The sequence below is a fragment of the Psychrobacter sp. UBA3483 genome, from assembly GCF_002377905.1.
GTDB lineage: Bacteria > Pseudomonadota > Gammaproteobacteria > Pseudomonadales > Moraxellaceae > Psychrobacter.
In genome coordinates this window covers 43,212-70,026 of the sequence record NZ_DFQS01000019.1, presented here as the reverse complement: position 1 = coordinate 70,026, position 26,815 = coordinate 43,212, and the positions used below count along the sequence as shown (strand labels likewise).

The 26,815-nt window shown below is 45.5% G+C and carries 24 protein-coding genes; 6 read left to right on the top strand and 18 right to left on the bottom strand.

The window, feature by feature from the left end:
- Window positions 1-16: 16 nt before the first annotated feature.
- The 7 genes from B2866_RS03580 to B2866_RS03550 form a co-directional block, all read right to left on the bottom strand.
- Window positions 17-1,627 (bottom strand): carboxyl transferase domain-containing protein, encoded by a 1,611-nt coding sequence (locus B2866_RS03580; protein ID WP_296190779.1) that lies wholly within the window; start codon window positions 1,625-1,627, stop codon window positions 17-19.
- A 66-nt stretch (window positions 1,628-1,693) separates the two neighbouring features.
- On the bottom strand, window positions 1,694-3,451 hold the full coding sequence (locus B2866_RS03575) for an AMP-binding protein (RefSeq protein WP_296190778.1): 1,758 nt from the start codon (window positions 3,449-3,451) through the stop codon (window positions 1,694-1,696).
- Window positions 3,452-3,774: 323 nt separating this feature from the next.
- Complete coding sequence (locus B2866_RS03570; protein ID WP_296190775.1) at window positions 3,775-4,983, bottom strand: FAD-dependent oxidoreductase; 1,209 nt, start codon at window positions 4,981-4,983, stop codon at window positions 3,775-3,777.
- Window positions 4,984-5,193: 210 nt separating this feature from the next.
- A complete protein-coding gene (locus tag B2866_RS03565) occupies window positions 5,194-5,913 on the bottom strand; it encodes an amino acid ABC transporter ATP-binding protein (protein WP_296190865.1) in 720 nt (239 codons plus the stop codon).
- A gap of 189 nt (window positions 5,914-6,102) precedes the next feature.
- Complete coding sequence (locus B2866_RS03560; protein WP_068405974.1) at window positions 6,103-6,774, bottom strand: ABC transporter permease subunit; 672 nt, start codon at window positions 6,772-6,774, stop codon at window positions 6,103-6,105.
- Window positions 6,771-7,517 (bottom strand): amino acid ABC transporter permease, encoded by a 747-nt coding sequence (locus tag B2866_RS03555; RefSeq protein ID WP_296190773.1) that lies wholly within the window; start codon window positions 7,515-7,517, stop codon window positions 6,771-6,773. Before B2866_RS03555 ends, B2866_RS03560 begins: the two co-directional genes overlap by 4 nt.
- Window positions 7,518-7,610: 93 nt before the next feature.
- Window positions 7,611-8,594 (bottom strand): glutamate/aspartate ABC transporter substrate-binding protein, encoded by a 984-nt coding sequence (locus B2866_RS03550; RefSeq protein ID WP_296190771.1) that lies wholly within the window; start codon window positions 8,592-8,594, stop codon window positions 7,611-7,613.
- Window positions 8,595-8,912: 318 nt separating this feature from the next.
- Between B2866_RS03550 and B2866_RS03545 the strand changes: the two genes are divergently transcribed.
- The gene (locus B2866_RS03545) at window positions 8,913-9,890 is read left to right on the top strand and encodes an Hsp33 family molecular chaperone HslO (protein ID WP_296190770.1); all 978 of its coding nucleotides are present in this window, start codon (window positions 8,913-8,915) and stop codon (window positions 9,888-9,890) included.
- Window positions 9,891-9,999: 109 nt separating this feature from the next.
- Here the strand turns inward: B2866_RS03545 and B2866_RS03540 are convergent, their stop codons facing one another.
- The 9 genes from B2866_RS03540 to B2866_RS03500 form a co-directional block, all read right to left on the bottom strand.
- On the bottom strand, window positions 10,000-11,469 hold the full coding sequence (locus B2866_RS03540; protein WP_296190767.1) for a hypothetical protein: 1,470 nt from the start codon (window positions 11,467-11,469) through the stop codon (window positions 10,000-10,002).
- A 273-nt stretch (window positions 11,470-11,742) separates the two neighbouring features.
- Complete coding sequence (locus B2866_RS03535) at window positions 11,743-12,372, bottom strand: fumarylacetoacetate hydrolase family protein (protein WP_409520846.1); 630 nt, start codon at window positions 12,370-12,372, stop codon at window positions 11,743-11,745.
- Window positions 12,373-12,539: 167 nt separating this feature from the next.
- Entirely contained in the window at window positions 12,540-13,265 is a 726-nt protein-coding gene (locus B2866_RS03530; RefSeq protein WP_068405992.1) for an ABC transporter permease, read from the bottom strand.
- A gap of 12 nt (window positions 13,266-13,277) precedes the next feature.
- The gene (locus B2866_RS03525; protein WP_296190763.1) at window positions 13,278-14,024 is read right to left on the bottom strand and encodes an ABC transporter permease; all 747 of its coding nucleotides are present in this window, start codon (window positions 14,022-14,024) and stop codon (window positions 13,278-13,280) included.
- Between the two features lie 424 nt (window positions 14,025-14,448).
- A complete protein-coding gene (locus B2866_RS03520) occupies window positions 14,449-15,408 on the bottom strand; it encodes an ABC transporter substrate-binding protein (RefSeq protein WP_296190761.1) in 960 nt (319 codons plus the stop codon).
- A 196-nt stretch (window positions 15,409-15,604) separates the two neighbouring features.
- Window positions 15,605-16,543: a transporter substrate-binding domain-containing protein gene (locus B2866_RS03515; protein WP_296190759.1), complete on the bottom strand. Its 939-nt coding sequence runs from the start codon at window positions 16,541-16,543 to the stop codon at window positions 15,605-15,607.
- Window positions 16,544-16,680: 137 nt separating this feature from the next.
- Window positions 16,681-17,481, bottom strand: coding sequence for a transporter substrate-binding domain-containing protein (locus B2866_RS03510; protein WP_296190758.1), 801 nt, complete (start codon window positions 17,479-17,481; stop codon window positions 16,681-16,683).
- A 306-nt stretch (window positions 17,482-17,787) separates the two neighbouring features.
- Window positions 17,788-18,585, bottom strand: a complete 798-nt coding sequence (locus B2866_RS03505; RefSeq protein ID WP_068406004.1) for an ABC transporter ATP-binding protein — start codon at window positions 18,583-18,585, stop codon at window positions 17,788-17,790.
- 353 nt (window positions 18,586-18,938) lie between these two features.
- Window positions 18,939-19,253, bottom strand: a complete 315-nt coding sequence (locus B2866_RS03500) for a hypothetical protein (protein ID WP_191691458.1) — start codon at window positions 19,251-19,253, stop codon at window positions 18,939-18,941.
- Between the two features lie 404 nt (window positions 19,254-19,657).
- Here B2866_RS03500 and B2866_RS03495 point away from each other — a divergent pair, with 404 nt between their 5' ends.
- The 5 genes from B2866_RS03495 to B2866_RS03475 all read left to right on the top strand — a co-directional run bounded on the left by B2866_RS03495 (window position 19,658) and on the right by B2866_RS03475 (window position 24,522).
- Entirely contained in the window at window positions 19,658-20,959 is a 1,302-nt protein-coding gene (locus B2866_RS03495; RefSeq protein ID WP_296190753.1) for a glutamate-5-semialdehyde dehydrogenase, read from the top strand.
- Between the two features lie 159 nt (window positions 20,960-21,118).
- Entirely contained in the window at window positions 21,119-21,892 is a 774-nt protein-coding gene (locus B2866_RS03490; RefSeq protein WP_296190752.1) for a ribonuclease domain-containing protein, read from the top strand.
- Window position 21,893: 1 nt separating this feature from the next.
- Window positions 21,894-22,271, top strand: a complete 378-nt coding sequence (locus B2866_RS03485; RefSeq protein WP_296190750.1) for a barstar family protein — start codon at window positions 21,894-21,896, stop codon at window positions 22,269-22,271.
- Between the two features lie 84 nt (window positions 22,272-22,355).
- Complete coding sequence (gene gltS, locus B2866_RS03480) at window positions 22,356-23,630, top strand: sodium/glutamate symporter (RefSeq protein ID WP_238060126.1); 1,275 nt, start codon at window positions 22,356-22,358, stop codon at window positions 23,628-23,630.
- Between the two features lie 193 nt (window positions 23,631-23,823).
- Window positions 23,824-24,522 carry a ZIP family metal transporter gene (locus B2866_RS03475; RefSeq protein WP_296190748.1) on the top strand — a complete coding sequence of 233 codons (699 nt, stop codon included), beginning with the start codon at window positions 23,824-23,826 and terminating at the stop codon, window positions 24,520-24,522.
- A gap of 208 nt (window positions 24,523-24,730) precedes the next feature.
- Here B2866_RS03475 and glyA read toward each other — a convergent pair whose 3' ends face one another.
- Both glyA and B2866_RS03465 read right to left on the bottom strand, forming a co-directional pair.
- Window positions 24,731-25,987 carry a serine hydroxymethyltransferase gene (glyA, locus tag B2866_RS03470; RefSeq protein WP_296190747.1) on the bottom strand — a complete coding sequence of 419 codons (1,257 nt, stop codon included), beginning with the start codon at window positions 25,985-25,987 and terminating at the stop codon, window positions 24,731-24,733.
- A gap of 310 nt (window positions 25,988-26,297) precedes the next feature.
- Complete coding sequence (locus B2866_RS03465; protein ID WP_296190746.1) at window positions 26,298-26,798, bottom strand: chorismate--pyruvate lyase family protein; 501 nt, start codon at window positions 26,796-26,798, stop codon at window positions 26,298-26,300.
- Window positions 26,799-26,815: the final 17 nt, after the last annotated feature.

The window sequence follows — 26,815 nt, the reverse complement described above, 5'->3', positions numbered from 1 at the left end:
CATATTCCATTTAATATTACATTCTAAAAACACCAAAGGTCGTCTCTTCAATCGGTGCGTTATAGGCAGCGCTTAGCCCTAGTGCTAGTACATGACGCGTATCGGCAGGGTCAATCACCCCATCATCCCAAAGACGCGCCGTTGCATAGTAGGGATGACCTTGTTTTTCGTACATCTCAAGAATCGGCGCTTTAAATGCCGCTTCGTCCTCGCTACTCCATTCTTCGCCTTTGCGATCGAAATTATCACGCTTGACGGTTGCCAGTACCGAGGCCGCTTGCTCACCGCCCATCACTGAGATACGCGCATTTGGCCACATCCATAAAAAGCGAGGACTATAAGCACGGCCGCACATGCCGTAGTTACCAGCACCGAATGAGCCGCCAACGATAACGGTGAATTTCGGCACTTTGGCGTTAGCCACTGCCATCACCATCTTGGCACCATGACGGGCGATGCCTTCGTTTTCATATTTACGCCCGACCATAAAGCCGGTAATATTTTGCAAAAATACCAATGGGATTTTACGCTTACAGCACAGCTCAATGAAGTGCGTGCCTTTTTGTGCCGACTCACTAAACAGGATGCCATTATTGGCGATGATGCCAACTGGCATACCTTCGATATGGGCAAAACCGCAAACCAGCGTGGTACCAAAACGCGCTTTAAACTCATCAAACTCACTATTATCGACGATACGAGCGATGATTTCTTTGATATCAAAAGGTTTGCGCTTATCGGTTGGAATGACGCCATATAGCTCTTTGGCATCGTAACGCGGTGGACGCGGTTTGATTTGATTGGGGATTTGCTTGGCAGGACGGTTAAGATGACTGACAATGTTACGAGCAATCGATAATGCATGCGTATCATTTTGTGCCAAGTGATCAACCACGCCTGACAGACGCGTATGCACATCGCCGCCGCCTAAGTCTTCAGCCGTGACCTCTTCACCCGTCGCCGCTTTTACCAGTGGCGGACCACCTAAGAAGATGGTGCCTTGGTCTTTGACAATAATAGATTCGTCACTCATCGCTGGCACATAAGCACCGCCTGCGGTACAGCTACCCATCACCACGGCGATTTGCGGAATACCGGCCGCACTTAGATTGGCTTGATTAAAAAAGATACGGCCAAAGTCATCTTTATCAGGGAACACTTCATCTTGATTGGGCAAGTTTGCGCCGCCTGAATCCACCAAATATACACAAGGTAAGTTATTTTCTTGGGCAATCTCTTGCGCACGCAGATGCTTTTTGACCGTCATCGGATAATAAGTGCCGCCTTTTACCGTGGCGTCATTACAGACAATCATACACTCGGTGCCGTTAATGCGGCCGATACCCGCAATCACCCCAGCCGCTGGAATCTCTTCGCCATACATATCATGGGCTGCCATGGGCGCGACTTCTAAAAATGGCGTACCGACATCCAGCAAGCGCTCAACACGCTCACGAGGTAGCAGCTTGCCACGCGCTAAATGCTTAGCACGCGCGCGCTCTGAACCGCCTTGGGCGACTTTACGCAGGTGCAGATATAAGTCGTCGACTATCTCTTGCATAGCGGCGCGGTTTTGCTGAAAATCGCTGGCGTTCGGACTCAGTTTACTGGTTATGATAGCGCTCATGATATCCCTTTTTATACTTGTGTTTATTATTCAATAACTTGTTAAAATCTTAACGTATTTTCGTGACTACTCTAAACCCAGTTCTGCCTTCATCTGTTCGATAATTTTATACTTTTGGATTTTACCGGTGATGGTCATCGGGTATTCAGTCACAAAGCGATAGTAAGTCGGCACTTTATAATGAGCGATATGCTCGCTACAGAACTTGCGCACTTCTTCTTCGGTTAGGCAGCCCGGCTCTTTTGATATAATCAAAGCAGCAAGCACTTCTCCATAACGCTTATCTGGGATACCGACGACTTGGACGTCACGAATTTTCGGATGGCGATACAGATAGTTTTCAATCTCGACAGGATAGATATTTTCACCGCCGCGAATGACCATATCTTTACTACGGCCAACGATTTTGACATAGCCGTCCTCATCCATGGTCGCCAAATCACCGGTATGCATCCAGCCATCTTGTATCGCTTCGCGGGTTTTAAAACGGCTGCCCCAATAACCTTTCATTACCGAATAACCACGTGTTAGCAGCTCGCCGGTTTCCCCTAAAGGTACAATCTCGCCCGTTTCGGTATCGACGACTTTGACTTCAAGCGCAGGCTGTACAAGCCCGACCGTCGATACTTGTTTCTCAAGCGGCGTATGCTCATTGGTCTGACAAGAAACCGGACTGGTTTCGGTCATCCCATAAGCAATGGTGACCTCTTTCATATGCATCTTATCAATGACGCGGCGCATGACTTCAATCGGACAGCTAGAGCCGGCCATAATGCCAGTCCGCAAGGTCGATAAATCAAATTTATCAAATTCAGGATGGTCAAGCTCAGCGATAAACATCGTCGGTACGCCATGCAAAGCCGTACATTTCTCTTCTTCAACCGCTTGCAAGACGGACAATGGCTCAAAACCATCGTTCGGATAAATAATACAACCGCCATGGGTCAAAATCGCTAAGTTGCCAAGCACCATACCAAAGCAATGATATAGTGGCACGGGAATACACAGTCTGTCTTCCTCAGTGAGATTCATGGCCTCACCGATAAAATAGCCGTTATTTAAAATATTGCGGTGGCTTAGGGTCGCGCCTTTTGGCGTGCCAGTCGTACCACTGGTAAACTGCACGTTAATCGCATCGGTGTTTTTAAGCTGGGCTTGACGCTCGGCGACGCGTGGATCATTGGCATCGCCTTCCGCCATCCATGCCGAGAACTTTTGCATAAAGTTAAACTCTTCATCAGAGTCTGGCTCGTCAATCCAAATGATGCGCTCAATGGTTGGAATCTCGACCAAATCCAGCTGGGTATAGTCTTTATGATAAATTTCAGGACACAGCTCACGGATTAACTGCGCGTAATCGCTGCTTTTAAAGTGGCGCATCAATACCAAGGCTGAGCAGCCGAGTTTATTTAACGCATATTGCAGCTCAAAGGTACGGTAGGCGGGGTTGATATTAACGAGGATAACACCGACTTTTGCGGTCGCCAATTGCATGAGCAGCCATTCGGCATTGTTATGCGACCAAATACCGATGCGGTCACCAATCTCAAGCCCCATTTCAATCATGCTGCTAGCCAGCTGATTAACCTGCTGTTGCAGCTCACGATATGTCCAGCGGATATTTTGATGACGGACGACCAGCGCTTCACGCTCCGGATATTTGGAGACAATCGCATCAAAAAAATCGCCGATGGTCGCCTCAATCAGCGGTACATCAGGGCCTTTATCATAGCTTTGAGTAAGCGGCGCATTTGCCGAGCGCGCGCCCATATTTACGGTGGGAATATTATTTAGAATGCTATCGAAGTCAGAAACTTGAGTCATAACGAGTCCTTTCGTTTTACTTTTTACAGCTCTTATGAATGGTGCTGATAGTTTGCTTGTTACCCATTCTTTTTTCCTTGAACAGGTCTTAACAAGCATGAGCTACTATACCGCCTTAAATCAAAGGCTGTCAATCATAGTAATACAATATGTATCATTTAAATTAGTCGCTAAAAATATTAGCCCAGTAAAAGATAGCATAAAATCACGCGATTATTATAGGTAAAAAAGCCAGCTATGTATTTGTTACACAGCTGGCTCTTGAGAAAAATTAAGACTAGAAATTAAAGCTAAAAGTTAAACTTGCAACAATTTATCTTTGATTAAGATTTAACCATTGGCGGCGCTTTAATCGTTACCGTCGCAGTGACGGCATTGCTATCATCAAGCAAGTCCATAACAAGTTCATCATCGGTTTCAGTGGTTATTTGCCAATTACCAGCAGCCTGCGGTACGCCAGTGACCATCACCGAAATAGCTTTATTTTTTAAGCGAATCATCGGCGGTTTATGATCATAACCGCTGTGCTCGTGACCCAAGATATCGTCAGCAATCGTCGCTGCCTGCGCACGTAGGGGCGCGACATAGCGGCAGGCGACGCCGTTGATGGACATACAATCGCCAATCGCATACACATTCGACGCATGCGTACGTAATGTGGTGGCATCAACCACAATACCGGTGCGGCGATTGAACTCAACCCCAGCAGCGGTTGGTAATTTATCATCAACCGTCAAGCCCGTACTGGCAATCACATGATCAACGATTAACGGCTTTGGCTGCTGCGCCGTGTCGCTATCGGTAGCTGATACTGGCGCATAGCTGACTTGCAATGTGCCGTCATCATGACGCCTGACATTGGACACTTGATAACCGCCTAAAAAGTGAATCCCTTGCGATTGTACTGCTTTGGCAATACGTGCGGTCGCTTGTGGCGGTAGCATTTGCGAGAGCGGCGCGTTATTTAAATCAATCAACGTCACTTCATGCCCCGCTTTTAGTAAATCCTCAGCGATTTCCGTCCCGACCATACCAGCGCCAACGATAGCAACACGCTGACTGCCCGCTGCAAGCTTTTCTTGCAGCTGTCCAAAACGCTCGATATGGTTGACATGCCAAACCAAATCTTCAGGCAGACTTTTTGGAAAAATAGGATGCGCGCCCATTGCCAGCACCAGTTTGTCATAGCTAATAGTAGCGTAATTGGTGTACACAGGGTCCGAGCGTAGCGCCGAGATAAGCTGTACCGTTTGGCTAGCAGGGTCGATATCGGTTACTTGCGTATTGGCAAGCAAATTGATATTTGCCGCCTCTGCCGCATCGCTACCGGTCGCTCGTACCAAGTCCGCGGCATTTTTTTGCTGACTAATTGCCATCGTTAGCATGGGTTTATGATAACGGTCGCCATTATCAGTCGTGATTAAGGTAATGGGAATGTCTTTATCTTTTGCGCGAATGGCATCGACAACGTGCCAACCTGCCAATCCTGCACCAATAATAACAATGCCTGCCGATTGATTTTCTACACTCATATTCGCTCCAATATCGTTTATGAATTATTTTAATTTTTAACATATTGACCGCTATTGTATCAGTAAACAGCCATGCACTCACCTATTCGCTCGCAGAGTCATTTATATTCGTATTGCGCTTATCTGTATCAATTTATCGGCATTTTAAAACACAAAAAAAGCGCCTATGTATAGACGCTTTGACAAACACTTAAAACACAGTGCTTAGTTTTAATGATTGAGAATCTTTGATAAGAACAGCTGCGCGCGCTCACTTTTTGCGCCTTCAAAAAACTCATCTTTGCTACAGTTTTCGACGATATGCCCTTCATCCATAAAAATAATCCGATTGGCCACCTGACTGGCAAAGCCCATCTCATGGGTTACGCACATCATGGTCATACCATCACGAGTCAGCTCGACCATCACATCAAGCACCTCTTGAATCATCTCTGGGTCAAGCGCAGAAGTTGGTTCATCAAATAACATGGCCACTGGATCCATCGCCAAAGCACGGGCAATCGCTACGCGCTGCTGCTGACCACCTGATAGCTCGGCAGGGTATTTTGGTGATTGCGCACTTAAGCCCACACGGTCAAGATAGGCCATGCCTTTTTTCTTAGCGTCGTCTTCTTTACGGCCCAACACTTTGATTTGTGCGACCGTTAAGTTATCAATAATGGTCAGATGCGGAAACAGCTCAAAATGCTGAAACACCATTCCGACGCTACTACGCAGTTTGGGTAAATTGGTTTTTGCCGCGCCAACCGAGATACCATTGACCATGATATCGCCCTTTTGAAACGGCTCAAGCCCATTAACAGTTTTAATGAGGGTCGATTTGCCACTGCCCGATGGGCCGCAAACCACCACCACATCGCCTTTATGCACGTGAGCAGTACAGTCAGTTAGCACCTGAAAGTCGCCGTACCATTTGCTAACGTCAGTCATTTTGATGACTATCTCGGCGCTCGCATGCCCATTATCGGTGACCAGTCCGCCAAATTCATTTATATAGGTGTCAGCATTATTTATCCCTGGCTCATTTATCACTGACTCATTCATCACTGGCTCCTAACCACATTATTTTCATCATTATTAAATCACATTTTACTATGACAGTACTGCGCCAAATTTACCTTAAAACCTCAAGCGTTTTTGCAATTGCTGCACACCGATAGACGCGCTTAGGCTGATAATAAAATAAACAGCTCCCGCACCTAAAATATAAGGGGTCAGTAAGCCCATCAGCTCACCACGGACGTAAGCGGCGCGGAAAAAATCCGTCAACCCAATAGCAAAAACCAATGTCGTATCTTGGAATAAAATAATACATTGCTGCAAAATCAGCGGTAGCATTTTGCGAAAGGCTTGCGGCAAAATCACCAAACGCATGGTTTGCCCATAGGTCATGCCAAGTGCTTTTGCTGCATTCACCTGCCCACTACCGATAGATTGAATACCTGCGCGCACCACCTCTGAGAAATATGCCGCTTCAAACATCATAAAGGCGACAACACACGAGGTAAACGCGGTATCGAGTTGTAGGTATTTACCGGCTATCCAAAAGTACATCATCGGTACGGCAAAATAAAACCATAGCAGTACCAGCAGTAACGGCACAGAACGAAAGTAATTGACGTATAATTTAGCAGGAATTTCTAGCGCTTTGATGCCGGACAAGCGCATTAAAGCCAATACCGTGCCTAAGCTAATACCGCCTAAGATAGCGAGAAACAATACTTTTAAGGTGGTCAGCATACCGCCCATCAAGCCCGGATACGCCGTTGCAAGTTCGGTCATCATATTCATTTTTGACTCCCTGCAATCAGCCCAGGTACTCGTAATTTACGCTCAATCAATCCCATAATGGCAATGAGCGATAGATTAAAGACCAGATAAATAATGGTCGCATAAGTGTAAATCTCGAGGCTGTTTTGGGTATATTCACTGATGGTTTTGGTTTGGCTAATCAGCTCCATCACCCCAACAAGCGACGCTACCGACGCATTTTTAAAGCAGTTGGTGAGCTCCGAGCTTAGCGGTGGCAAAATAACACGAAATGCCTGCGGTAGTAGCACTTCTTTATACGCCTGCGGAATTGTAAAGCCCAGCGCATAGGCGGCATTGACTTGCCCTTCAGGTAAGGACTCGATACCGGTACGCACCTGTTCAACGATACGAGCGGCAGTAAATAGTCCCAAACCAATACTGGCGGACAGCATGGCTGAGGTATTGGGCGATAAGTCTTTATACCACCACTCTTGTAGCGCAGGCGTCAGCCAACCGGGGGCGATATAAAACCAAAAGAATAATTGTACGAGAAGAGGAATATTACGAAAAAAAGTCACATAAGCGGTGCCAATAGCACGCGCACCCTTGTTTGGCAAGGTACGCATGATACCCAAAACCGTACCAATCACCATGGCAATCGCCCAAGCGATACTGCCAATTAATAGCAGCCAGCCAAGACCAGTCACCATCCAATGCAAGTAAAGCTCATTACCGATACCGGTTTGCTCAAAGAGCACACCCCAGTTCCAGCTATAATTCATGATGGTCTCTCCAAGCCATGAGTAAAAAGCCAACGCGCCAGACTTATAAACAGCAGTCTGAGCGCGTCAGCAAGCTATGTTGAGGGACAATCATTACTGAGCGGTTGCTTCTTTTGGCTGTGCGCTATCGTGTGGGTTGGCAATTAAAGCTTTTAGATTGTCTGACATCTCAAAGTTTAGATTGACATTTTTTGGCGGAATTGGGTTGGTGAACCACTTATCATAAATGCTATTAATTTCGCCTGAGCTAAAGACATTAGCAAGCGCTTCATCGACCACCGCTTTGAACTCAGGGTCATCCTTACGCATCATACAACCATAAATCTCAAACGATTGCGGCGTGCCAACAATCACCCATTCATCTGGATTTTTGGCTTTGGCTTTTTCGCCAGCGAGCAAGACATCATCCATCATGAAGGCATCAGCACGACCATTTTCTAGCATAAGGAAGGCTTCGCCATGGTCTTTTGCCGAGATGACATTGATGTCCATTTTATTTTTGTCGTTGTATTCACGAATGTATCGCTCTGAGGTCGTACCGGCAGTCGTGACCAAAGTTTTACCTTTTAGGTCTTCAAAATCTTGAATACCTGAGTCTTTTTTGGTCAATAAACGCGTACCAATTTCAAAGAAACCATTTGAGAAGGCCACTTGTTTTTGGCGCTCTTCGTTATTGGTGGTTGAGCCACATTCAAAATCAACCGTGCCGTTTTGCACCAGCGGAATACGCGTTTGCGAAGTAATCAGGTTATAACGGATTTTTAAATCCGGCATATTGAGTTTTTCTTTTACCGCATCGACCACTTTCATTTCTAAATCGTGCGCATAGCCAATCGGCTGATTTGGGTCATCAGCGATGTAAGAAAAGGGAATAGAAGAGTCTCGGTGACCGACCACGATAGTGCCCGATTCTTTGATTTTTTGTAGCGTACCGTTGGTATTTGCTGTCGCTTCTGTCGTCGTCGCCCCATCTGCTGGCGACGCTTCGGTGTTGGTTTGATTGCTATTATTGCAGCCTGCTAGACCAAGCGCCATAAAGGCAACCAGAGTGAGCGGTTTAGAGATTAAGTAGGTCATGAGATACATCCTTTTATCACATTTACACAAAATTAGGAGGGGACTTTGACGGTATTTGCACCATTATTCGACTTGATATAAGTCCTTGGCTAACTTTTCCGTCATGCATCCATGCTGTTGCTTTAAGTTATCACTATGCAACTTAATGTTACTGTACAACAATTTGCGCGACGGGGGTAAACTTTTTTTAATGAGACTGATATTTTACAAATTTCGTTTAATAATCATTCAAATTAAACCAATAACCAAGCCGCTATGATTGATAAATAACCATTAATCCCCATAAAGCTAACAACTTCTTAATACTAGTTATGACCTATGACCCAAGATACTCAAGTCCCAAATGTTGATCAACAAGCGAGCAGCCACCGCGATAATGACGTACGCCAACGCTTTTTTATCGAAGACTCACCGGTGCGCGGCGATGTGGTGCGCCTATCGCGTAGTTATGCGACGACCATTGCCCAAAAAGCTTATCCTGAGGCCATTAAGCGCTTATTAGGCGAGATGCTGACGGCGGCAAGCTTACTCATCAGTACCGTTAAAATTAACGGTCGCTTATCGATTCAATTGCAATCATCAGATAGCGACAGTTTGCTCAATTGGGCAATGGCAGAATGCGACCAAGACGGCATCATTCGCGCCCTTGCTAGCTGGAAAAGCGACACCGACGAGCAAGTGCAAGCGTGGGAAAGTATGATCCATGCCAAAGACGCCTTTGCTGAGCTCGGCGCTACCGGTCAAGGTGTGTTATTCATCAACATCCAGCCTGATGGTGGCGAGCCGTATCAGGGTATCGTTGAGCGTAGCCATGACAACTTAGCTGACTGTTTAGCGCATTATCAAAAACAATCGGCGCAGATTCCAACGCTGATTAATCTGGCATCAGACGGCTTGCAGGCGGGTGGCATCTTGGTACAAATGCTACCTCGTACCGCAGCCGAGACCTATGAAGTCGAGCAAAACCAAGACGCTGGTATCGATGATGATTTGTGGACGCGCTTAAGTGTACTCACGCGCACGCTAAAAGCAGAAGAGCTGACCACGCTTGATGCCAATGAAATTCTGTACCGCTTATATAACGAAGAAAAAGTCGTTGCCCCTGAGCCTGTAGCGTTATCGTTTGGCTGCACCTGCTCACGCGAGAAGTGTGAGATGGCCATCGAGCAAATCGGCGAAACAGAAGCGTTAGATATCATTGATGAGCAAGGCGGTGTTTTTGAGATGGACTGCGGATTTTGCGGTGCAGTCTACAAATTTGATAAAGACGATGTGGCCGCGATTTTTGCTGAATAGCTTCTCATCTGTCTTCTACCGTCCCTAAAATTTAAAACCCTCAAGTGTCATGCTTGAGGGTTTTTCGTTTTTATGAGTTTATTAATAATAATGTTTATGGTCTTACCCCTTAAATCTCGACCTCATAATCTATTGGATAAGAATAGATACGGCTATCAAGGCCATATTTGGCGTCATGCGCGTCACCTAATTTATTGGCTGATAACCAAGAAATCACTTGCTCAAGCACCCTATCGTTATAGATTAAATTCATATGATTGACGCCATAAAATATCGCCTTATGACCTTCAGGCACGCTCAGTGTATGCTCTTTGGTATATTCGCCAAGCGCCGACTCTACCGATACCAGCCCATCACCCAATAAACTGGTGGTTTTATTTTCATAATGGGTTTCAATCAACGCCGCTGCGACCAGATAAGTATTTACATGCAGCGGTAGGTGCGTCGGATGACGAAACTCTGCCGGTAGCACACTGCGCTCTTCTAAAGACTTCCAATCGGCATCGCGAATACTGCCATAACGCAAATCAATAATGCCAGCGCTACGTAAATCGCCCAGTTTCGCCAATGACCCAGCAAAAGGCAGCTTAGCGATTTTATATTGCACAAAATTACCAATCTGCTCCAAACTTGCGCCATGATGCGGCGTGCCTAAGGTCACCAAATTACCCACGCGTTTAACCCAGCTAAACCCCTGCTCTTTACCATAAAATAGCGCACTGCGACTCAGCAGACCACCCATACTATGGCCGATTAAATCAAGCTGGGTGATGTCTGGATTGTTTTCGACCAAATTTTGCAAGACTTTGGCAAAGCTACGCCCGTTACTGGAGATACGCCGACCAGTATTATAGTTCAAATATAAAACCGTACTGTCTGGCAATTTGCGGCTCAGCATAGCACCGAGATTATTTTCACCCGCTATTTGCCAACTTAAATGACTCAGACAAAGCCCATGACATAAAACAATCACCCGCCCCGATAATGCACCACTTTGTACATAATTGTCTTTATCGTATAGCACCATCGACACGGCCAACGGATTATGGTGGGTAACAAGATGGTCGCCCATGACGCCGTTTAGAATATTGACCATACGCCGTAAGTTTAAAGGCAGTGGTTGTATTTTTTTGGGTTTTAAAACCGTGTTATATAAACGCAGCCCTGTGGCGATATTGTTGCCGACCAGTTGCATCGCTTGGCGCACCGTACCATAAATGCGCCCAGTGATACCGCGCTGCCAGCGCTCAAGATTGCCATTATTAAACCGCCCCAAAGGACGCAGTAGAATCTCACGGTGGATGGCTTCTACAATATCCGTCACTTCGACGACGCCCATGGTGGCAAGCTGCGCCAAGCCTTCAAAGAAATCAACTAAGGAGATGGGCTGATGCGGTTTTATCACACTGTTATCGACATTTTCGGCGACCAGCTCATCGACATAAATATACTCAAGTTTTGCTAGCGCTTCATAAACATCGCCATGAAAGTCCGCCTTTGCGCCCAATTCATCATCGGAGGGGCGCCGAGTGGTCGCAAATAAATCGTGTATGGTTTCTATAGGTCTTGGATTGGGCATAGTTTTGCTACAGCAAACGATTAAGGATAGTTGCCATACTAGCCTGTAAATGCCATAAACAGAAGAAAAGGATTTAACTATCAGGTATTTTTATGGTTAAAATGCTCACAAGCACGTAAAGGTTTGTTTTTTATCACTATATATCCTGATATGGATATATATTTGCATATAAAAATACTACTACGGCGCTAGATATAAATAAAAAAACCCCAGATTTACTCTGAGGTTTGTATTATTCATTAAGATAATTAGGTTAAATAGCTGGTTAAAAACTTATTTAACCTCTGTCTGCCATTCATGAGCGCCTAGTTTTAACGTCAACACATCACCCGCATGTAAAGCGCCAACGCCGCTTGGTGTCCCGGTCATAATGACGTCGCCTGCTTGCAAACTAAAAGCGTGACTGATATTGACCAATAACTCATAAACAGGAAATAGCATCAAGGCGCTATCGCCGTCTTGCTTAAGTTCGTTATTAATATTCAGCTGATAATGCACGTTTTTGAAGTCGCCAAAGGCATTCGCATCGAGCCAGTCAGCAAGCACACAAGCGCCATCAAAGCACTTAGCGCGCTCCCAAGGATGACCCTTTTCTTTCAGCTCAGTTTGTAGCTCGCGCAAGGTCAAATCAAGCCCCAATGTCACGCCGCCAATGGCTTGTTTCGCCTCTTCAAGCGTGGCTTTTGATAAGTCTGTTGCCAGCTGAATACAAAGCTCAGCTTCATAGTGGGTTTCGCCAAAGATGGCAGGGTTTGGTCGCTCAATGCCCTGACGGATAGATACCACCGAAGAGGCAGGTTTCATAAATAGCATCGGCGCACTAGGCACTTCATTGCCCAACTCCTCTGCATGCGCCGCATAGTTGCGCCCGACACAGACGACTTTACCGATAGAGGTACGCAGACGTTCGCTATTATCAATGCTGATATCGCTATTGTTAGCAGTCTCTTTCACATTACCAATAATAGCGTTGGCGATGGACATATGGGGCGATGAGCTCATACTATTTCCTTACGGCCGATTTTTTAATTTATGACCACTATAGCTTTTTTATTTTGCCATGCCTACTTTTAAGGAATGGTATTGGTAACCACGTCTGGCGGCACATAGCTGGCGTGACGATTCATACGTTTTTCAAACAATCTAAAGCTAAATAAAATTACCCACGACAGCAGCAGATAAACGACACCGGCCGCAAAGAACAATTCCATCAAGGTATAAGTGCGCGCACTAATCGTACGAGCAACGCCCGTGATATCCATCAAAGCAATGGTGGATGCCAGCGCACTTCCCTTTAGCATGAAAATAACTTCGTTACTGTAGGCAGGAATCACAATACCAAAAGCACGCGGTAAGGTAATACGCGTCAGCTTCTGCCATTTTGACATGCCAATGGCATCGGCGGCTTCAAGCTCGCCCACAGGAATATTTTGGATTGCACCGCGAATAATCTCTGCCAAATAGGCGCTGGTATTAAGGGTAAAGGCAATAATCGCACACCAATACGCTTGGCTAAGTACCGGCTCCCATAAGAACGAATTACGCACCGCTTCGAACTGCCCAAGCCCATAATAAATCAAAAATATCTGTACCAAAAGCGGCGTGCCACGGAAAAAGAAGATATATAAAAATGGTAATACTTGCACCAGCCAATTTTTGGACAGGCGTAATAATGCCAAAATCAAACCAAAAAACAACCCAATAATACCCGAGAAAACAACGAGCTGGACAGTCAATACCGCCCCACTCATTAAATCAGGGATATGGTCAAAAATGACCTGCCAATTCCAATCCATAGTATCTCTCCTCTACCCTATGGTCGATTGACTTTGAGTGGTTTGATGGTGGGTTTGACGGCTGAGCTTTTTAGCATAACGCGCTGCTGGATTGGCGCGCCACTCAAGCCACATCATAAAACCGGTAATCAACATGGTCAGACCCAAATAAATAATCGCCGCTGCCATATAAAACGTAAACGGCTGCTGTGTCGACTGCGCCGCACGCGAGGACTGATACATGATATCTTTGAGACCGACGACCGACACCAAGGCCGTATCTTTAAGCAATACCAAAAACAAATTGCCGAGACCTGGCAGTGCAATCTGCCAGACTTGCGGCAAGGTAATACGATAAAATGTCTGAAAAGGTCGCATGCCAATCGCTTGCGCCGCTTCTCTTTGCCCTATTGGAATCTCTTGAATGGACATGCGAAAAATTTCGGTCGCATACGCACCAAAGGCAATTGATAACGCCATGACCCCGCCCCAAAACGCGCTAATCTCGATATAGTCGTTATAGCCGAACTTTTTGAGGATACTCATGAGCAATATCGAGCCGCCGTAATAAATAAACAGCACCAATAACAGCTCAGGGATGCCGCGCATCGTGGCAGTATAGACCGTCGCAAGCTTACGTAGCAGCCAGACATTGGACATCTTGGCCGTCGCGCCAAGCAAGCCTAACGCCATACCGATGACCAAACTGGTCAGCGCAAGCTTTATAGTGACGGTAGCGCCGCTTAGTAATAGCGCGCCAAATCCTTGTAAATCAAACACAATTATCCACTCAGTCTCTTTATATTAGCAAGTTGCAAAATATGAGTTAAAAGAATCAGCATCAATAGCTGAGCGCTGCGAATAGTCGTATGACAAACCGCATAGATTGCGATTTTTTGCGTCATAGAATGACGTGATATTCATACGATTACGGCGGCGGAAATTGACACAGTAGAAATGAGCGCTGATTTTATCATATTCGCTGCCAGCTATGTTAATACTGACGCATAAAAGCGCTGCCTAAATAGATACTTATCAGGATAAATAGCCTATAAATCAGTGATATCTGATAAAAGTTGACCAGCAATAACGATCAAAAAGTAAAAAGACATCACCCTGATGGTAATGTCTTTTTGCTTTTATGACTTCACGTTTACCGCTAAATAGGGAAAGCCGTGATTAATATAGCCATGACAATAAGCGCTTATTGCGCTGCATTTTCTTCCGCTGATTCGGGTGCTACCGACTCAAAGGTTGCCGCCTTTGCTGGTACGGCAAAATATTTTTGATTGATTTTATCGTACGTGCCATTGGACTTTAGATTGGCCAAAGATTTATTGATTTTGGCTTGCAAGGCTTCATCGTTAGGACGCACGGCAATCGCAAAATTATCATTGATATCTATCTCATCGCCTTTTATTGCATAATTGCTGCCTGATGCTGAGCCAAGCCACTCTAGCGCTGGGAGTTTATCAGATATCATGGCATCAACGCGACCAGAACCCAAATCCAAAAAGGCATTACTTAAGGTATCATAAAGCTTCATATCAGCTTTTGGATAAGCGTTTTCTAGCCACTGCGAAGAGATGGTCGAGCGCTGGGCAGCAATAGAATGCGCATCGATATCGCTGCTATTGGCAGGATCAAAGCTGCTGTCTTTTTTGGCTAAAAATACCAAGGCATTGCTAAAGTACGGGTCGGTAAAAGCCACTTGCTTTGCACGCTCAGGCGTGACCGACATCGCCGCGACGATGGCATCATATTTACCCGCTTTAAGCCCCGGAATAATACCGTCCCAATCTTGCGCTATGATTTCACAGGTCATCTGCAAATCGTCACAAATAGCACTGGCAATTTCAACATCGAAGCCGCCAAGCGTACCATCGGCATTGGTATAATTAAAAGGGGCATAAGCGCCTTCGGTACCGATACGTAGCACATTATCATCGTCGGCCACAGCGCCATTATTATCAGCCGCTTCTGACGTTTTAGTCGTATCCGAGCTCGCGCTTTCGTTAGTCTCGTTTTGACCATTACTACAGCCTGCTAAAGCCAACAATGCCGCTAGGGCTAGCATCGATTTTGTCTTTAACAAGTGCTTACTAGCGGATGAGGTAGCAGAGGACATACTAGACATAGTGGCTAAAAGAAGATGGTTGCTCATAATCATCCTTGATGTTGTTACTGGGTATTATTGATTAGTATTATTACTTTATATGATCACTTAAATAGGATATCTTAATATTGTCACTTAATATCGTTACTTAGCAAAATATTATAAATGGCATAAAGCACGCTTCAATTAAAACGTGCTTTATTAAAATCAGCGCTTATCTCATAGACTATAAGAGAAAACTCTATTAATTGGTCGCCGCTTCTGCTTGTTCTTCTTTGGCAATCACCGCATTGGCATCGACATTACCATCATCAACCACGACGACTTCTTTGACACCCTCAGTCGCTACTGCTTGTTGCGCGGCCGCCGTTGAGCTGGTACCAAAATAGCTACCAGTGATTTGGTCATAAGTGCCATTATCTTTTAATTCAGCCAACGCTTTATTAAACTTGGCAACCAATGGATCGCCTTTACGGAAAGCAATACCCATCGCATCATCGCTGGTGCTGATCTCTTGACCTTTGACCTCGTAGTCTTTACCGGCTTCGGTTTTTAACCAGTCGATACCAGTGACTTTATCAGACATCATGGCACGCACACGACCTGAAGTTAGGTCTAGATAAGCATTGTCTTGAGTGTCATAAAGCTTGATGTCAGAGTCAGCATGTTTTTCTTGCAGATATTGTGACGCAACCGTTGAGCGCTGTGAGGCAACTGGCTGACCTTTTAGACCATCAACGCTAATATCATCGCCTTTTTTACCGATAAGGATGATACCAGTATGAAAGTACGGGTCGCTAAATTCTACGACCTCTTTACGCTCAGGCGTGATTGACATACCCGCGATGGCCGCATCGAATTTTTGCGCATTTAGCCCTGGAATGAGGCCGTCCCAATCTTGCGAGATAACTTCACACTCAGCTTTCATTTGCGCACATAGAGCATCTACCAGCTCAATCTCGTAGCCGATTAATTTGCCATGGGCGTCGGTATAGCTAAAAGGTTTATAGCTCGATTCTGTAGCGATTTTTATATGTAACGGTGCATCGCTTGTAGCAGCGGCGTCCGTATTTTCTGTAGGCGTTGAGCTGTTGTTACAAGCCGTAAGCATCAGCATCGCTGCACTAAGCGGCGCAAGCCATAGCGCTTTTTTGCTCATTGATGAGGTCATTGAAGTGATCATAGAGGTTATTCCTTAATATATTTACCAGCCGTTATTCATCCGCAATGGGTCAGACATTGGTTAATCGGCGCTTATCGAAACCGTCTGTTGACTAATAGCTATCAGTTAAAGACTTTTCGCAAAGCGCAACAAGCAAATTACTGACCGAAGTTTTCTTGCTCAAGACGGGCAAGCTCACCGTTGCTACGGATTTCGCTCAGCGCTTTATTGAAGTCGTCTTTGATTGAGTCACCTTTACGGACAGCAATGGCAATATTATCATCGTTATCAATCTCATCACCCACGATACCAAAACCTTCTGGATTGTCCGCTAACCATGATTTGGCAGAGACTTTTTCAGCAAGTACCGCATCGCTACGACCAGATTTTAGGTCTAAGTAAGCATTGTCATAATTATCATAAAGCTTGACAGTGTTGCCGTCTTTGCCTTCATAATTGTCTTGCAAATACGCGCCAGGCGTTGTTGAGCGCTGACCGCCAAGGGTTAGGTTTTTAATGGACTTGGGATCAAAGCCACCTTTGGTATCGGTAAGCCAAACCATGGTATTGGCGAAATACGGCTCGCTAAAATCAACCTTTTCTTGGCGCTCTTCAGTGATTGACATACCAGCGATGACGGCGTCGTATTTTTGCGCCAATAGACCTGGAATAATACCGTCCCAATCTTGAGCAACGATTTCACACTTGGCTTGCATTTGCGCACATAACGCATTGGCGACGTCGATATCAAATCCTGCCAAGCTACCATCGGCATTGGTATAGTTAAAAGGAGGGTATGCGCCCTCAGTGGCGATACGAATGGTCTTGCCGGCCGTTTCTGCGGCAGGGGCATCAGCGTTGGTATCAGTAGCGTCATTAGCAGGCTGACTACAAGCGCCAAGCATAAGCGCAGCGGTGACGGTCATCGATGACCACAATAGGCGAGAATTCGACATCATACATTCCTTAAATTCTGATGAGGTTTTTGATATAGGGTTCTGATATTTTGTTCTCTGGCGTCCCTGCCAGATAAGCAAGTCAATGAACATAAAGACATAGACAGGCGCCAGTTGCGACTGCCTATAAACCTTTTGATAATACCTGACTCAAATATCAAAAACAAACGTTTTGCATACCAACTGTGATTATTCGGTAATAAATTGGCTAAGAAAATTTATGCCAAGAAAATTACTAAGGGCAACTTTTGCATCGTAAGCGTTTTAGGTTTTTTGACATTCAACCAAACACCTGTAAAACACTCGCTTCTAGTTTTGACGATGTGATGCCATAAAGTCTTTAACGCGTTCAGATTTTGGGTGGTCGAAAACTTGCTCAGGTGTACCAATCTCTTCGATGATACCTTGATGCAAGAATACCACTTTGCTTGATACCTCACGGGCAAAACGCATCTCGTGCGTAACGATCAGCATGGTACGCCCCTCTTCGGCAAGCTCACGCATGACCGCGAGCACTTCATTGACCAGTTCAGGGTCGAGTGCGGAGGTTGGCTCATCAAACAACAGGACTTGCGGCTGCATCGCAAGGGCGCGTGCTATCGCCACACGCTGACGCTGACCGCCCGATAAATTCGCCGGATAAGCGTCTTTTTTATCGAGCAGACCCACTTTATCAAGCAGTTTTTCTGCATCGCTAATCGCTTGGTCTTTTTTAATTTTTAAGACTTGCGTGGGTCCTTCGATGATATTTTGCAAAATGGTTTTATGGGGCCACAAGTTAAAGTTTTGAAACACAAAGCCCACACGCGCGCGTAAGCTCTCTAATTGCTTGATATCTGCCGCTTGCAATTCGCCTGATTTGGCAGGCTTTAGCATCAGCTCATCATTGCCGATGATGATACGCCCCTGATTGGGTTTTTCGAGCAAGTTAATACAGCGCAGCAAGGTTGACTTACCGGAGCCAGACGAGCCTAAAATAGAGATGACGTCGCCATCATAAGCGGTGAGAGACACCCCTTTGAGCACCGCCAACGAGCCGTAGCTTTTATGGACGTCTTGTAAATCTAAGGCGATAGGCCGAGTCGGATTCTTTGCAGTATCAAGCATGGTTTAGCAGACTTCCAATAAATATGAGTGAAAACATGAATAAAAAAATGCGTCATTGTCGCCCATAATGCAATAAAAAGGCAAACCCTGTCCCTTCAGTTATTAAAAATCATTAAAAGTCATTAGAGTTTGACAGGATAATTCATTGCCGATAAAAAAATACTCAAAACGGCGCTTGGCTTAGATAATTCTACCTCGGTAGCGCGGTATTTTTTTAAACGGAAACAACAACAAAATAAGGCCCATAACGCACAGTCAGTTATGGGCCTTATTTTATCATCTTAACGCCGCTAGCGCTGTTTTATCTGCTAAATAGTCAGTCGACGCCCGCAAGCGGCATTTAACAAGCTTAACTAGTAAGTCGAAATGTGCTCTTCGCTCTCAGTACCATCGAGGACTTCTGCATCATCAGCGGTTGCTACCGCGACATCATCATTCTCGCTAACGGCCATACCATCATTAGCATCGGCACTTGCAACCGCGACATCATCCGTGCTGTTTGCTGTTGCCACGCCGGTAGCGTTATTTTCTACTGGCGTCTGCGCATCAGCAGTTGGTTCAACATCCATTGGCGCTTCGTCTTTCTTGCCGCAGGCGCTGACGCTTAATGCTGCTGCTACCAAGCCTACTGTGAGCCAGTTTTTATAGGTTTTATTTTTAATAGCCATTTTTTTCTCCATCATGAGTAGGTAATGTATAAGTCTTTAAAAAATTCATCATTTTATTACACCAATCAACTGCTATGTATTTCAATGCGAATTGACAGTCTTAGCGCTCACTATACTCACGATTAACCACGACTACCTTAGCAGTTACAGCGCAGTTCTGTTAAAAGTACGTAACAGTAAACCGTCTTTTACGCTCATTATCGATGGGTATTTAGATAAGCGCTTAAAAAGTTAAAGCGGTTAAAACAGCATAAAACAAAACTCTACAGTGCTTGCTAAACGGTCGTTGTTCACAAAATCGACTTTACTATCGTCCTCATCTCCTCTATGTTAAATAGCAGAGCGCTATTAGGGCGCTAAATGATATATTTTGTAGATTATTGATGATAAAAGGACGTTAATTTATGACTCAATCGAATACCACAGATGTGACCGCTTATATGCAGACGGTCGGTAAGCAAGCGCGCGCGGCATCACGAGTGTTAGCTGCGGCCAATACTGGCGATAAGAATTCGGCGCTGATGGCAATCTATGACGAATTAAAAAGCGCCAAAGCTGATATTTTAGCGGCCAATAAAATCGATATGGATAATGGGCAAAAAAACGACTTGGACGCGGCGTTACTTGATCGCCTAGAGCTAAACGATGCGCGCTTCGACGGTATGCTGCAAGGATTAAAAGACGTGGCGGCATTACCTGACCCCATTGGTGAAGTGACCGACATGACTTATCAGCCATCAGGAATTCATTTAGGCAAGATGCGTGTGCCACTCGGCGTGGTCGGGATGATTTATGAATCGCGTCCCAACGTCACCTTAGAAGCGGCTTCGCTGGCGCTAAAATCTGGTAATGCTATTATCTTGCGCGGTGGTTCTGAAGCCTTTGAGTCCAATCAAGCGCTTGCTAAATGTATCTTACAGGGTTTAAAAAAGGTCGGTCTATCTGAGCATAGCGTACAAGTGTTAGAAACCACTGACCGCGCTGCCGTCGGCGAGCTGATTACCATGACGGACTATGTCGATGTTATCGTACCACGCGGCGGTAAAGGTTTGATTGAACGTATCAGCCGCGATGCCCGCGTCCCTGTGATTAAGCACTTAGATGGTAATTGTCATACCTTTATCGATAGCGATGCCAATGCAGAAACCGCGATTAAAGTTAGCGTTAATGCCAAAACCCATCGCTACGGCACTTGTAATACCATGGAGACGCTATTGGTCGATGAATCAATCGCCGCCAAGCTATTACCAAAGATTGCTGAAGCCATCGTAACAGCCGATGACGCCATGCAACTGCGCCTCGATGAGAAGTCACAGGCGATTTTAAATGACAATGCTACCCTGCAAGGTCATTTATCAGCAGCCACCAGCGAGGACTGGGATACCGAATATCTTGCCCCTATCTTAGCGGTTAAGGTGGTATCTGGTATCGACGAGGCCATTGAACATATCAATACTCACGGCAGTCATCATACCGATGTGATCATTACCGACAACTACACCAAGTCGCAGCGCTTTATCCGCGAAGTCGATTCAGCAAGCGTGATGATTAACGCTTCTAGCCGTTTTGCCGATGGGTTTGAGTATGGACTTGGAGCGGAAATCGGTATCTCAACCGATAAAATCCATGCGCGTGGACCGGTTGGGCTTGAAGGCTTGACCTCGCAAAAATGGATCGTTTACGGTCACGGCGAAACGCGCGCCTAGGGCGTTATGGCTGCACTATAATTTATTGCCCAATTCGAGTATAATCTTAAACAACGTCAGCTTAATTGCTGGCGTTTTTTTATTATTGATAAATATGCTATATATGGCATATAAAAATTATTTTGCTGAATAAAAACCACGCTATAGGAAGCCGTACCCATGCAAAGTGGCAAAATTAAACACTGGAATGCTGACAAAGGCTATGGCTTTATTGATGTAGATAATCAAGGTGAAGATGTCTTCTTTCATATCAGAACCGCGCGCTTATCGCAGCCGATAAGTGAGGGCCAACGTGTCTATTTTAACAGTCAGCGTAATGACAAAAACCAATTACGCGCAACCGAAGTCACCTCTGATGAATTAAGCATTTTAGAAACGGCAGACTCAAAAGCACCGCTAGCAAATTCAACCAAACAACTCGCAAAAAACACGCATAAAAATAACGCTAGCTATCATCGAAAAAACCAGTCAAAAAATAATCAAAGCAGACAACATAAAAAAACTGGTGTTTCTACCCTACTGAGTTTTATCGCCCTTATTGCGGTGGCGGTTTTTTTCTTTGGCGACTTAACAGCCAGTTTTTTTGCAGATAGCACGCCAGCAACGTCTATAACGCAGACGACTCTTAAGACCTCTAGCCCTGATACAACAGCCACAGCAGCTATCACGGGTGATGCGCAAATTGACCCAACACTGGCGCTGATTCAGCAAGGCGGCCCATTTCCTTACCCTGATAAAGATGGCACCCCCTTTTATAATCGCGAAGGCAAATTGCCTGCCCAGTCGCAAGGCTATTATCGCGAATACACTGTGCCGACACCGGGCGTTTCGCATCGCGGCGCACGGCGTATTGTCACCGGCGGTCATCCACCGACCGTCTATTATTTGACCGTCGACCATTACGACAGCTTTCGACCATTGCAGGTGAGATGATATGAACCAAGCGATTTATTATATTAAAAAAAATGATGTTAACCAAAACGCTATTGCGCAAAAAGACGAAGCGCCTATTCATCGCATTCCGAAGCATGCAATTAATATTCCCATTGGCGATGTTTTGGATAAAGAATCGCTGCTAAAGAGTTTAGCGAAAGTGGCCAACTTCCCCAGTTATTTTGCCCATAATTGGGACAGCGCTTGGGACTGTTTGACCGATAGTGATATCACAGATTTCACGCTTTACTTAAATGAGGTAGAAAAAATCAACAGCGAGGACTTTAATGTCTTTAAGCGCCTTATCGAAGACGCCTATAAAGATTTTGGCAAACCGCAATTATGGATTATTGAGGCGTCAGACGATGCCTACGAATAGCAAAACGAGCAGAACCTAAATTCGAGATAAAGCCAGTTTTATCCCGAATTTAGGTGAATTCATATTTAGAGAAAGGATGAACTTATGGAAGTAACATTAAATGGATATTACACCCTGATTTTTGCCACATTGGTGCTGCTATTAGGGCGCTTTTTGGTTAAAAAAATTAAGTTTTTGGAAGACTTTAATATCCCAGAACCGGTGGCCGGTGGCTTGATTGCCGCTGTGATTGTTTATGCCCTTAATTTGATTTGGGGTTATAGCTTTAACTTCCACCAAGGACTACAAACAGCGACCATGCTGATGTTCTTTGCCTCTATCGGACTTAGCGCTGATTTTGGACGGCTGAAAGCAGGTGGTACGCCTTTATTAATTTTCACTATCGTCGTCTCGGTCTTTATTATTTTACAAGACGTGGTTGGGGTGGCGATGGCCAGCGTATTGGGACTTGATCCGCTGCTCGGCTTGGTGACTGGCTCTATCGCCCTAACAGGCGGCCATGGTACCGCAGGCGCGTGGGGCGTTGTGCTAGAAGAACAGTACAATGTGGTTGGTGCTACTACCCTTGGTATTGCCGTTGCTACCTATGGTTTGGTTGCAGGTGGTCTGGTTGGTGGTCCTGTTGCACGCCGATTGATCAATAAAATGGGACTAAAACCCACCCCTGTTAACCCCAATCAAAGCGACGTTGAAAAGCTTGCTGGCAAGCAGTCGTTATATAGTACCAAGCATAGTGAAGATGGCGATCATCGACATGAAGAGATGTTCGAAAAACCTGATAACATTCGCCTGATTACCGCCTCTTCAACGATTGAATCATTGGCTTTATTTGCAGGAGCGTTGGCGTTTGCAGACATCATGACATTGGTTGCAGCAGATACCGCGTTTGAGCTGCCCACCTTCGTTTGGGCATTAGCGGGCGGCGTTATCATTCGTAATGCCTTAACCATGGTGTTCAACTTTGATATGTTCGACCGTGCTATCGACGTGATTGGTAATGCGTCATTAAGTCTATTTTTAGCCATGGCGCTGCTATCGCTAAAACTATGGGAGTTGACAGATTTGGCAGGGCCTGTCTTGATTATCTTAGTCGTTCAGACTTTGGTCATGATTGGTTATGCTTATTTTGTTACCTTTAGAATCATGGGTAAAGACTATGATGCCGCGGTTTTGGCAGCCGGACACTCAGGTTTTGGTATGGGCGCGACGCCGACGGCGATTGCCAATATGCAGGCAGTGACCGATCGCTACCTGCCATCACCTAAGGCGTTTTTGATTGTACCAATGGTTGGTGCGTTCTTTGTCGATATCGTTAACGCGACTATCTTGCAGATATTTACCAAGTTACCGTTTATGTAAGCTACTGAGTAGAAAGTTAACCTAAATGCATATCCATAAGCCCCGATTATAAAAATATAGTCGGGGTTTTTTTGAGTGTTTTATACGAGCAAAATGGGCCGTTAACAGCCTCTAACACATCAATTACGCAAGTTATAATGACACCACACCCAACAGCCGTTATCAATAACTTATAAAAATAATGAGGCATATTATGTTAATGTTTGCAGTGATTATTGTGGTCTCAGGGGCTCTGATTATCGGGGCGCTTTGGGGACTTTATGGCCGTTTACCGGGTTGGCTTGAAGGTAATTTACTGGCAGTCGCTGGCGGCGCGCTAATGATATCAGTGGTCATTGAGCTGGTGCAGCCGGCGGTGACTGACAGCGGAATTTGGGTAACAGCGGCCTTTACCCTGTTGGGCGCAGTGGTATTTGCGAGTGTCGATTATCTGCTCGATGAGAAGCTCAATGCCGATGGCGGCTCAGGACTACTGGCAGCCATCACTCTCGATGGCATACCAGAAAACTTAGCGCTGGGTGTAGCATTAATTAGTGGCAACGTTATGCAAGTGGCGGCGCTGGCGGGCTCTATTTTATTATCAAATCTGCCAGAAGCGGCAGGCGGTGCCAAAGAAATGCGCCGCAACGGTGCCAGCAATAAAAAAGTGCTCATGCTTTGGATTGGGGCAGCGATTTTATTATCGCTGGCTGCTATCCTAGGCAAGGTGCTGCTAAAAAATGTCGATGACGCCATCATTAGTGGCATTAACTGTTTTGCGGCAGGGGCGGTTATTGCTTCTTTAGCGACCGAAGTCTTCCCGACCGCCTTTAAACGTAGCAACCATTGGGCAGGTATCAGTACCACCGTTGGCCTCATCTTAGCACTAGCATTAAATCAGCTTGGTGGTTAAAAGGTGGACTAGGTAACTTTGCACTATCAAGTCGTATTGGTAGAGATTTTTTTAAAAGTGACGGATTGCCCAGCTTAGTACGTATAGACAGTTTAGCTCGCATAAACTGACCACTTAAAAAATAAACGTCAGCGCAACAAAAAAACCGCCTAGCAATTAAACTAAGCGGTTTTTTTATCTCTAAATTATCAAACTAATGAATCAGAAATTACTGGTTTTTAGCATAAACTGGCAGCTCTTTACAGATGGCTTCTACTTTAGCGCGTACTTCAGCGGCAACTTTTTCATCACCGCGGCTATCTAGCACGTCACAAATCCAACCAGCCAACTCGCCCGCTTGTGCTTCGTTAAAGCCGCGCGTGGTAATCGCTGGCGTACCGATGCGGATACCAGAGGTAACAAATGGCGATTTTGGATCGTTTGGTACGGCGTTTTTATTGACGGTAATGTGCGCATCACCAAGCCATTTGTCCGCTTCTTTACCCGTCATTTCTTGCTTGACTAGGCTGATCAGCATGAGATGGTTTTCAGTACCACCAGAGATGATTTCGTAGCCACGGTCTTGGATAACTTTTGCCATGGCTTTGGCGTTTTTGACCACTTGCTGCTGATAAGTTTTGAAGTTATCTTCTAACGCTTCTTTAAAGCAAACCGCTTTTGCCGCGATAACGTGCATCAACGGACCGCCTTGGTTGCCTGGGAATACCGCAGAGTTTAGCTTTTTCGCAAGCTTCTCATCACGCGCCAAAATCATACCTGAGCGCGGACCACGTAGGGTTTTATGCGTGGTAGTTGTGACCACATCAGCAAATGGTACTGGGCTTGGGTAAACGCCGCCCGCGACCAAACCGGCTACGTGTGCCATATCAACCAGCAAGTACGCACCAACTTCATCAGCGATGTCACGGAAGCGCTGCCAATCAACGACTTGTGAATACGCTGAGAAACCAGCAATAATCATCTTTGGCTTGTGTTCACGAGCAAGAGCGTCAACTTGGTTATAATCGATCAGACCCGTCTCTTCAACCAAGCCATACTGTACGGCGTTGTAGTTTAGACCTGAGAAGTTAATGTGCGCGCCGTGCGTCAAGTGACCACCTGCGTCTAGGCTCATGCCAAGCACGGTGTCATTGGCATCTAATAATGCTAAGAAAACAGCAGAGTTCGCTTGGCTACCTGAGTGTGGCTGGACGTTGACGTATTCTGCGCCAAACAATTCTTTTGCACGGTCGATGGCCAATTGTTCGACCACATCAACGTGCTCACAACCACCATAATAACGCTTACCAGGATAGCCTTCAGCGTATTTATTGGTTAGGTCAGTGCCTTGTGCTTCCATCACTGCTTGTGAGCAGTAGTTTTCTGAAGCGATAAGCTCGATGTGGTTTTCTTGACGAACGCTTTCAGCGGCCATGGCTTCAGCAAGTACTGGATCAAACTCTTTGATAGAAATATCTTTAAACATAGTGATGTCCTAGGTAGTGGCTATCGTTAATGGTGGTGCTCATTGAAAAGAGGCGAGTAATAAAAGGAGATAAAATTGGCAAACGCAGACAATTGGCCTGTTAATAACTTGCCTAAATTGGCAATAAAATCGGTGCGCAGAAGGGCATCGACATCATCGCTATAGCTTAAGTGTAGCATGAAACTTTGTGCGATGAGCGCAAAAAAACCTCACGGAAAGCTGAGAGATTTAAATGGCGTTATTAGAGAAATAAATGCGCAATAAAATAAATGACTTACTGATTTTGTATATCAGCTTTTATTGTAATTAGTTAATCACTCTTGGACAAAAACGCTGCTAAAAAAGTCTCACTGATCAGTATTTTACGTCCATACCAATCATATAGCGTTTGCCGTTGCCAACCATCTGCTGTTTGCTCAATAAAACGTTGATTGGGTAAAGTACGGCGGCGCTTAAACAACACATAGCCAATCGGCGTACCTTTTAGCTGCTGTAAACGGCGAGCGCGCCCCTTCAAACTTGCTAGCGGAAAAATACTCTGCGCTTCCACCCATGGCTGCTCATTATCGCCATATAGCTGCGACTCGCGTACCCACGCCAATAACGGGCGGTTTAACGCCGCGCCTTGCAAACCCAATTGCTTTTTTTGCGCTAAGGATAATAACCGATAGCCTTCAAAACTGCGCTCGACGCGTAAAGGCTGCCCTGCTTTTACCTCGAGCATGGCCGTCAGCGACCCTTCTGTATTGAGAAAATCTACGAGCTCAGTGGGAGCGGATAATGGAGCAGAACGAGAAAAATGAGGAGTCATAGTTTACAGCTGATAGG